The 767-nt window shown below is 59.3% G+C and carries 1 pseudogene; it reads right to left on the bottom strand.

The window, feature by feature from the left end:
* Nucleotides 1-767 (bottom strand): annotated as a pseudogene (locus AAY72_RS05230) (ISL3-like element ISPst2 family transposase); the annotation flags it as partial.

Here is a 767-nt window from a genome sequence, read left to right as displayed (position 1 = left end):
AGTCCGTAACCGATGGTTTTCTTGTAGAAAGGAGAGACCTTCGCAGTCGGTGCCTTCTTCTTGTGCTTCGTGGTGTAGAGCATTCGTGCCCGCATCACCTCGAAGGAGTAACCGCGCCCTTCACGGTTCTTGTCCTTGGCCAGTCGGTTGATGGACTCCGTGTAAGCGTTGGTGACGGGCATGTCCGTCTCGAAGTAGGTCATGGTCTCTTCGCGCCAGTTGCCCACTGCCCTGACCAGATCGCTCCAGACTTCCTTTTGGCCCTTCGGGATGGTGGCTATCCACTCGTCCAGGGCGGCTTCTGCCTGGAGCCGTGTGGTGGCGTCCCAGATGCCGTAGAAGCGCTCCTTGTGCTCGTAGGCGGCCAGCAGTTGCGGGAACGCGCCTGTCCAGGTCTCCATGATGAGGCGCTCCCGGTCTGAGACTTCGTGAGCGCGTTTCAGCAGGATTTTCCGGTCTCCCTTGAGAGTCCGGCTCTGGGACGGTTTCAGCTCCTTTCTGAGGTCCTTGCGCACTCTCTCTAGGGCATCGTTGGCCATGCGCACCACATGGAACTTATCGACCACGATACGGGCCTGGGACAGCACAGCCTTGACCGCTGCCCGGTAGGGGTTCCACATGTCCATGCTGACGATCTCGACCTTCTGCCGGTCTTTCAGCTTCATCAGGTAGTTGGTCACCACGTCCTGGCGGCGGGTGGCCAGCAGGTCGAGCAGGGTTCGCTCCTCAATGTTGGTCAGAATGCAGCGGTAGCGCTTGTTCAGGTA

It is taken from the genome of Alishewanella sp. WH16-1 (genome assembly GCF_001441695.1).
Classification (GTDB): Bacteria; Pseudomonadota; Gammaproteobacteria; order Enterobacterales; family Alteromonadaceae; genus Alishewanella; species Alishewanella agri.
The sequence above is the reverse complement of the archived record's forward strand: the minus strand, read 5'-3'. Positions and strand labels throughout refer to the sequence as shown.